At 72.8% G+C, this 7,034-nt stretch carries 10 protein-coding genes; 5 read left to right on the top strand and 5 right to left on the bottom strand.

Annotation, left to right across the window (positions count from 1 at the left end):
- Positions 1-6 precede the first annotated feature (6 nt).
- The 4 genes from J1C73_RS02300 to J1C73_RS02285 all read left to right on the top strand — a co-directional run bounded on the left by J1C73_RS02300 (position 7) and on the right by J1C73_RS02285 (position 3,793).
- Positions 7-240: a metallothionein gene (locus tag J1C73_RS02300; protein WP_078852816.1), complete on the top strand. Its 234-nt coding sequence runs from the start codon at positions 7-9 to the stop codon at positions 238-240.
- Positions 241-311: 71 nt separating this feature from the next.
- A complete protein-coding gene (locus J1C73_RS02295; protein WP_207314835.1) occupies positions 312-1,127 on the top strand; it encodes an SURF1 family cytochrome oxidase biogenesis protein in 816 nt (271 codons plus the stop codon).
- A gap of 94 nt (positions 1,128-1,221) precedes the next feature.
- Entirely contained in the window at positions 1,222-3,033 is a 1,812-nt protein-coding gene (locus J1C73_RS02290) for a glycoside hydrolase family 15 protein (protein WP_207314834.1), read from the top strand.
- Between the two features lie 4 nt (positions 3,034-3,037).
- Positions 3,038-3,793, top strand: coding sequence for an SDR family oxidoreductase (locus J1C73_RS02285; RefSeq protein ID WP_207314833.1), 756 nt, complete (start codon positions 3,038-3,040; stop codon positions 3,791-3,793).
- Positions 3,794-3,897: 104 nt separating this feature from the next.
- Here the strand turns inward: J1C73_RS02285 and amaP are convergent, their stop codons facing one another.
- From amaP to J1C73_RS02260, 5 genes are read right to left on the bottom strand one after another with little or no spacing between them, the layout of a single operon-like run.
- Positions 3,898-4,485 (bottom strand): alkaline shock response membrane anchor protein AmaP, encoded by a 588-nt coding sequence (amaP, locus tag J1C73_RS02280; protein ID WP_207314832.1) that lies wholly within the window; start codon positions 4,483-4,485, stop codon positions 3,898-3,900.
- Positions 4,482-5,168 carry a DUF6286 domain-containing protein gene (locus J1C73_RS02275; RefSeq protein WP_207314831.1) on the bottom strand — a complete coding sequence of 229 codons (687 nt, stop codon included), beginning with the start codon at positions 5,166-5,168 and terminating at the stop codon, positions 4,482-4,484. The genes amaP and J1C73_RS02275 overlap by 4 nt, the downstream gene beginning before the upstream one ends.
- Positions 5,165-5,527, bottom strand: coding sequence for an Asp23/Gls24 family envelope stress response protein (locus tag J1C73_RS02270; protein ID WP_372446638.1), 363 nt, complete (start codon positions 5,525-5,527; stop codon positions 5,165-5,167). The genes J1C73_RS02275 and J1C73_RS02270 overlap by 4 nt, the downstream gene beginning before the upstream one ends.
- The gene (locus J1C73_RS02265) at positions 5,524-5,715 is read right to left on the bottom strand and encodes a hypothetical protein (RefSeq protein WP_123469087.1); all 192 of its coding nucleotides are present in this window, start codon (positions 5,713-5,715) and stop codon (positions 5,524-5,526) included. Before J1C73_RS02265 ends, J1C73_RS02270 begins: the two co-directional genes overlap by 4 nt.
- Positions 5,716-5,747: 32 nt before the next feature.
- Positions 5,748-6,224 carry an Asp23/Gls24 family envelope stress response protein gene (locus J1C73_RS02260; RefSeq protein ID WP_123469089.1) on the bottom strand — a complete coding sequence of 159 codons (477 nt, stop codon included), beginning with the start codon at positions 6,222-6,224 and terminating at the stop codon, positions 5,748-5,750.
- A 93-nt stretch (positions 6,225-6,317) separates the two neighbouring features.
- Between J1C73_RS02260 and J1C73_RS02255 the strand changes: the two genes are divergently transcribed.
- Positions 6,318-7,034, top strand: a 717-nt coding sequence (locus tag J1C73_RS02255) for a hypothetical protein (protein WP_207314829.1), incomplete at its 3' end; no start/stop codon positions are given.

The following is a 7,034-nucleotide window of genomic DNA, read 5'->3' as shown; positions in this document are numbered from 1 at the left end:
TGGCGCATGGCACGTTGCGAGGTATGCGGAAACGACTACGGGATGTCCTTCGAAGTGCACGCGCAGGGCGCGGTGCACGTCTTCGACTGCTTCTCCTGCGCCATTCACCGGATGGCGCCGATCTGTGAGCACTGCCGGGTCCAGGTCATCGGCCAGGGCGTCGAGGTCGACGGGCACTGGTTCTGCGGTGGTCACTGCGCCCGCGCGGAGGGGAAGGTGGGCATCATCGACAAAGTCTGAGCACCGGGCGCCGGGCCCCTTCCCCCACCCCCTGCGCGATGCACCCCATGACGCGGTTGTACCGTCATGGGGTGTACCGCTTCCTGTTGACACGGCAGTGGCTGATCCTCGCCCTCCTCGCCCTCGTCATGATTCCCACGATGATCGAGCTGGGCTTCTGGCAGCTGCACCGGCATGAGCACAAGGTCGCGCAGAACGCCCTGATCTCGCACAACCTCAAGGCGAAGCCGGTTCCGGTCGCCGCGCTCACCTCGCCCGGCCACACCGTTCCGCGCTCGGACTACTGGCGCGCGGTGAAGGCCACCGGGACGTACGACGAGAAGCACGAGGTCGTGGTGCGGCGCCGGACCGCCACCGACGGCAGCATCGGCTTCCATGTGCTGGTCCCGTTCGACCTCAAGGGCGGCGGCACGGTCATGATCAACCGTGGCTGGATCCCCACCGCCGACGACCAGCGCGCCTTCCCCGACGTGCCGGCCGTGCCGAAGGGCGAAGTGACCGTCACCGGGCGGCTCAAGGCCGACGAGACGACGGGCAGCAGCGGTATCAAGGACCTCTCGGACCTGCCGGACCGCCAGGTGATGCTGATCAACAGCGCCGAGCAGGCCAAGCTGCTCTCCCGGCCGGTGCTCGGCGGCTACCTGGAACAGACCGGGCCCGTGCCGGCCGGCGACACCCCCGAGCTGATCGAGGCCCCCGACGACAGCTCCATCGGCCCGCACATGGCGTACGCCGTGCAGTGGTGGCTGTTCGCCGCCGGTGTTCCGGTCGGCTATGTGGTGCTGGCCCGCCGGGAGAAGCGCGACCTGGTGACGGCAGCGGCCGAGGCCGCCGAAGCGGGGGGCGCCGCGGCGGAGCCCGGGAAGCCCGAGCCCGCGAAGGCCTGACGGCGTTTCGGCACCGTCCCCCGCCGGGGTGACTCCCGCCTCACGTCGGACAACGGCTGCTTAGCGGGGGCCATGTTCGGGAACACGCCAGAACGTGACCCCACTCATCGAGGACTACGCCCTCATCGGCGATCTCCAGACAGCCGCCCTGGTCGGAAAGAACGGTTCCGTCGACTGGCTCTGCCTGCCCCGCTTCGACTCGGGCGCCTGCTTCGCCGCCCTGCTCGGTGAGGAGGACAACGGCCACTGGCGCATCGCGCCGACGGGCGCGGACACCTGCACCCGGCGCGCCTACGCGGGTGACTCCCTCGTCCTGGAGACGTTCTGGGAGACCCGCACCGGCACGGTCAAGGTCATCGACTTCATGCCGCAGCGCGACCAGGAACCCGATGTGATGCGGATCATCGAGGGTGTCAGCGGCACCGTCGACATGAGCTCCGTGCTCCGGCTGCGCTTCGACTTCGGCTCGGTCGTGCCCTGGGTGCGCCGGTCGCAGGGCCACCGGGTGGCGGTCGCGGGGCCGGACTCCGCCTGGCTGCGCAGCGAGCCGCCGGTCAAGACCTGGGGCCAGCAGTTCTCCACCTGCTCCTCGTTCAGCGTCTCCGCGGGGGAACAGGTGGCGTTCGTCCTGACCTGGCACCCCTCGCACTCGCCCCGCCCCGATCTCGTCGACCCGTTCGAGGCGCTGGACAACACCCTGTCCGACTGGGCCGAGTGGTCCGCCCGCTGCAAGTACCAGGGGCCCTACCGGGAGGCCGTGATCCGTTCACTGATCACCCTCAAGGCGCTCACCTTCGGTCCGACCGGCGGCATCGTGGCGGCCCCCACCACCTCGCTGCCCGAGGAGATCGGCGGCGTACGGAACTGGGACTACCGCTTCTGCTGGCTGCGGGACTCCACGCTCACCCTCGGCGCGCTGATCTCGGCCGGCTACCTGGAGGAGGCCGGCGCCTGGCGGGACTGGCTGCTGCGCGCCGTCGCCGGGGACCCGGCCGATCTGCAGATCATGTACGGGCTCGCGGGCGAGCGCAGACTGCCCGAGTCGGAGCTGACGTGGCTGCGCGGCTACGAGAGCTCCGCCCCGGTCCGGATCGGCAACGCCGCGGTCCGTCAGCGTCAGCTCGATGTGTACGGGGAGGTCATCGACTCGCTCCGGCTGGCCCATGAGGCGGGCCTGGGCGACAAACCGCACGCCTGGAACATCCAGCTCAGCCTGCTCGGCTTCCTGGAGTCCACCTGGCGCGAGCCGGACGAGGGGCTGTGGGAAATCCGCGGCCAGCGCCGCCACTTCGTGCACTCCAAGGTGATGGCCTGGGTGGCGGCCGACCGCGCCGTGCGCAGCCTGGAGGAGGACCCGTCACTGACCGGCGACGCCGACCGCTGGCGGGCGATGCGGGACGCCGTGCACCGGGAGGTGTGCGAGAAGGGGTACGACCCGGTGCGCAACACCTTCACCCAGTCGTACGGGTCACGGAACCTGGACGCCGCGACACTCCTGATCGCCAGGACCGGCTTCCTGCCGCCGGACGACCCGCGGCTCATCGGGACGGTGGACGCCGTCCGCGCCGAGCTGGGAAGCGACGGGCTGGTGCGCCGCTACAGCACCGACGGCACCTCGATCGACGGGCTGCCCGGCGGTGAGGGCGCGTTCCTGGCCTGCTCGTTCTGGCTGGCGGACGCGTTGCGGATGACCGGACGCACCGAGGAGGCCACCGAACTGTTCGAGCGGCTGCTGGCGCTCCGCAACGACGTGGGGCTGCTCGCCGAGGAGTACGACACCGCCGCCATGCGCCAGCTCGGCAACTTCCCGCAGGCCTTCAGCCACGTCGGGCTGGTGGGGACGGCCGTCTCGCTGGCCGAGGCACAGGCCCCTGCGGACACCGCGGCGGGCGAGGCGGCAGGATAGGGCCATGGATCTTGGACTGAAGGACCGTGTGTACATCGTCACCGGCGCGACCCGGGGACTGGGCAACGCCGCGGCACGGGCGCTGGTGGACGACGGCGCGAGGGTGATCATCACCGGCCGGGACGAGAAGAGCGTCCGGGCGGCCGCCGACGAACTGGGCCCGGACGCCGTCGGGCTCGCCGCGGACAACGCCGACCCGTCCGTGGCGCAGCGCCTGGTGGACGCCGCGCAGGAGGGGTTCGGCCGGCTCGACGGCATCCTCATCAGCGTCGGCGGTCCGGCGCCCGGCTCCGTCGCGGACAACACCGACGAGCAGTGGCAGTCGGCCTTCGAGTCGGTCTTCCTGGGCGCGGTGCGTCTGGCCCGCGCGGCCGCCGCGGCGCTCGGCGAGGGCGGTGTCATCGGCTTCGTGCTCTCCGGCTCCGTCCACGAGCCGATCGCCGGTCTGACCATTTCCAACGGCCTGCGGCCCGGCCTGGCCGGGTTCGCCAAGTCACTGGCCAACGAGCTCGGCCCGCGGGGCATCCGGGTGGTGGGCGTGCTGCCGGCCCGGATCGACACGGACCGGGTACGCGAACTGGACGCGCTCTCCGGCGACGCGGAGGCCTCGCGCACGGCCAACGAGGCGCGCATCCCGCTGCGCCGCTACGGCACCCCGCAGGAGTTCGGCCGGACGGCGGCCTTCCTGCTCTCGCCCGCCGCCTCGTATCTGACCGGCATCATGGTCCCGGTCGACGGCGGCTCCCGGCACGGCTTCTGAACCGTCCACCGCCGCACGGCCGGACGAACGACGCGCGGGGCGGGGCGGATGGCTCCGGCCCGCCCGCGTATCCGCACCGTCCGCCCGCGTATCCGTACCGTCCGTCAGCTCACCCGCTCCGCGCGGTGCTTGACCGCCCTCAGCCGCACCTCCGCGGGCAGCCGCGCCAGCCCCGCGGAGTCCCTGGCATGGGCCAGCGCCTCGTCGGTCAGCCGGCCCAGCGCCTTGTCGGGCGCCGCGTGCGGCTCCATCAGCAGCCGGACCCTGGCCTGCGGGGTACTGCGCTTCCCGGTGAGGACGACCTGGGCGCGGGCCACCCCGTCCAGGGACCCCGCCTCCGCGGCGAGCACGCCCTCCAGGGCCCGGCCGCGCAGCAGCGCACCCTCGCCGTCCCCGCTGTCCACCAGCACCTCGGAGAGGCGGGCCCGGCGCAGTTGGGCCAGCAGCCACCACAGGGCGAGCACGACGAGGACGGCGAGGACCGCGATCACCGTCGGCCACCACCAGCCCTCCGAGCGCCAGCGGCCCCGGTCGGCCTCGCTGAGCAGTACGTCGTTCTTGCCGGACCAGGGCCACCAGGACGGTACGGAGAGCCCGGCCGCGGCGGCCAGCACTCCGCCGCCCACGCAGACCAGCACCAGCCCGGCGAGGCCCAGCAGTACCCGGTTGACGGTCCTGAGCACGCCGCTCACCCCTTCTTCGCCGGACGGCGGACATGGACGGACAGGCGCGGCGGCCTGGACAGTCCGAGCTCCCCGATGCCCATGGAGAGTGCGGTGTCCAGATCGGCCCGTACATCGTCGAGTTCACGGAAGTGCGAGACGGCCCGCACCCTCACCTTGCTCCGTCTCATCCGGACCCGGACCGACTGCACACCGGACACCTCGACGGCCCGGTCGCGCAGGACCGTCGCGGCCGCGGTCCGGTCCAGCGCGGCCCGTACACCGGGGTGGTCGCGGCGCATCGGCAGCAGGTCACGGAGTCCGGGCGTGAGCGCGAGGACGATCAGCCACAGGCCGATCGCCGTCGCGACCGCCGCACCGGTCAGTACCCAGACGTCGTTCAGCGGCCGCCGGGCCAGCTCGTCGGCCAGCGAGCGGCGCCACTGCATCGCCGGATGGCCGGCCCGCACCGCCGCCACGTCGTACAGAAGGATTCCGGCGCCGCCGAGGACCACCAGGGCGAGGACGCCGGCCGGAACGCGGCGCGCGGACCAGAAGCGGCCGCCGCCGCCCTCGCCCCGCTCCTTGGCGGGCACCGGGTCGTAGGCCGCGGACGACGCCGACTGGTCGAGTTCGAGCACGTCCCCGTGCTCCACCGGCTGGACCGTGGGCAGCCGCTGCGTGCCGTGTTCCGGGTTCTGGGGCTCGGTCATCGGATCCTCCCCTGCGCCGCGAGACTCGCTCCTGAGGGGTGCAGGCGCTCGACCTGTACGGCCACTTCCGGCACCTCCATCCCCGCCAACGCTTTTACCCGCATCGCGACCCGGCGACGCACGGCACCGCACTGGCGGCCGATGTCGCTGGGATACCCGAGCTCCAGACTCACCCGCACCCGGACCGTGTCACGGTGCACCGTGACCGTGGCGCGCGGCGACGCACCGTCCTTCGCCGGCTCTTCGACTGCCTCCTTCGCCGCCTGCGCGGCGATCTTCGCTACCACCCGGTCGGCGATCCGGGTCTCCCCGCGCTCCGCGGCGGCGACCCGGCCGCTCGCCCCCGACACGGCCGTCACCGCCGTCGGTCGCCGCGATCGCGACTCCGGAAGAAGTCGCCGGGCTCCAGGTCACCGTCGAAGAAGCGACCGGCGACGAAGCCGACCGCCCCCAACGCGGCCACCAGCAGGAAGGCACCGAAACCGCCGAAATATCCGGCGAATCCCAGCGCCATGCCCGCCACCATGCCGACCACAGCCATGCTCATCGTGCGCTCCTCAACTACCTCGGACGGGAGGACTACTGGAGACGTGGCTCGGGCTGTTCGTCGTCATCGTCCTCGTCGGGCAGCTTCACATCGCTCACCGCGATGTTGACCTCGACGACTTCGAGACCCGTCATCCGCTCGACCGCGGCGACAACGTTCTCCCGTACGTCACGCGCGACATCGGCGATCGACACGCCGTAGTCCACGACGACCTCCAGGTCGAGGGCGGTCTGCGACTCGCCGACCTCGGCCTTCACGCCCCGGGTGACGGACTTGCCGCCGCCGGGCACCCGGTCGCGCACCGCGCCGAAGGTACGGGAGAGGCCACTGCCCATCGCGTGCACGCCGACCACGTCGCGAGCCGCCATTCCGGCGATCTTCTCGACCACGCCGTCGGCGATCGTCGTGCGGCCGCGGGTGGCGGGGTCTCCCCCGCCACGCTTGGTCAGTGGCGTGCTCGCGTCCTTGTCGGGGTTCTCGGGCCGGTTCCGCTGTGGGGTCTCGGTCATCGCCGTTCTTCCCTTCGGGGCAGAGTTGGACTTCCTTGCCCACATTAAGTGCGCTTGCCCCGTCTCGCGCCGTGGATACGGCAGGCTGGGGCGATGACGACGGCTGACAGCCCGAACAGGGCCGACGGATGGACGGCTGCGGTTCGGCAACGGCTCGGCCTGGGCCGGCTGCTCCCTCTGGGTGGTCCGGCGGACGGGGCCTGGATCTCGGAACGGGCCGCGGTCGCGGTGCTGCGCCGGGCGGTACGCGGTCCCGGCGCGGGGCCGGTGCTCGGTGAGCTGAGGATCGCGGTGGCCGATCCGGGGACGGCCTGCGAACCGCAGGTGCCCTCGCCCCCGAGCGCGCTGCCGCCGGGCCCGCTGCGGATCGAGGCGACCATGGCGGCGACGGCCGACCAGCCGCTGCCCGTCGCCGCGGCGGCGCTGCGCTCGGCGCTGCTGGCGGCTGCCTCGCGGCGGCTCGGCCTGGTGGTCGCCGAGGTGGACCTCCAGGTGACGGAGTTGCTGGAGACCGCGCCGGAGCGGGCGGAGCCGGAGCCGGCCGAGGTGCGGGCGGCGAAACCCGGGGACGCGGCGGGCCGGGCGGCCGCCGGGGTGGCCGGTGTCGCGACGCTGACCCGGGTGCTGGGCGCGGCGGTGCACACGGGCGCGGACCACGTACGGGTCGAGCTGGCGACGGACTGCGGCCACCGCGCGCTCGACGTGGCGCGCTCGGTGCGGGCCGCGGTGACGGAAGCGGTGGACGGGCATCCGCCGGTCGCGGTGCTGGTCACGGCGGTGACGGGGCAATCGGCGCCCCCGGGGGCGCCG

Origin of the sequence: Streptomyces laculatispora, assembly GCF_017353455.1 — a bacterium.
Lineage (GTDB): Bacteria > Actinomycetota > Actinomycetes > Streptomycetales > Streptomycetaceae > Streptomyces > Streptomyces laculatispora.
The sequence above is the reverse complement of the archived record's forward strand: the minus strand, read 5'-3'. Positions and strand labels throughout refer to the sequence as shown.

What these genes read in the sequence shown, in the direction of transcription:
- J1C73_RS02300 (WP_078852816.1), top strand. Translation starts at nt 7, where the DNA reads ATGGCACGTTGCGAGGTATGCGGAAACGACTACGGGATGTCCTTCGAA.
- J1C73_RS02285 (WP_207314833.1), top strand. Translation starts at nt 3,038, where the DNA reads ATGGATCTTGGACTGAAGGACCGTGTGTACATCGTCACCGGCGCGACC.
- J1C73_RS02275 (WP_207314831.1), bottom strand. Translation starts at nt 5,168, where the DNA reads ATGACCGAGCCCCAGAACCCGGAACACGGCACGCAGCGGCTGCCCACG.
- J1C73_RS02265 (WP_123469087.1), bottom strand. Translation starts at nt 5,715, where the DNA reads ATGAGCATGGCTGTGGTCGGCATGGTGGCGGGCATGGCGCTGGGATTC.
- J1C73_RS02260 (WP_123469089.1), bottom strand. Translation starts at nt 6,224, where the DNA reads ATGACCGAGACCCCACAGCGGAACCGGCCCGAGAACCCCGACAAGGAC.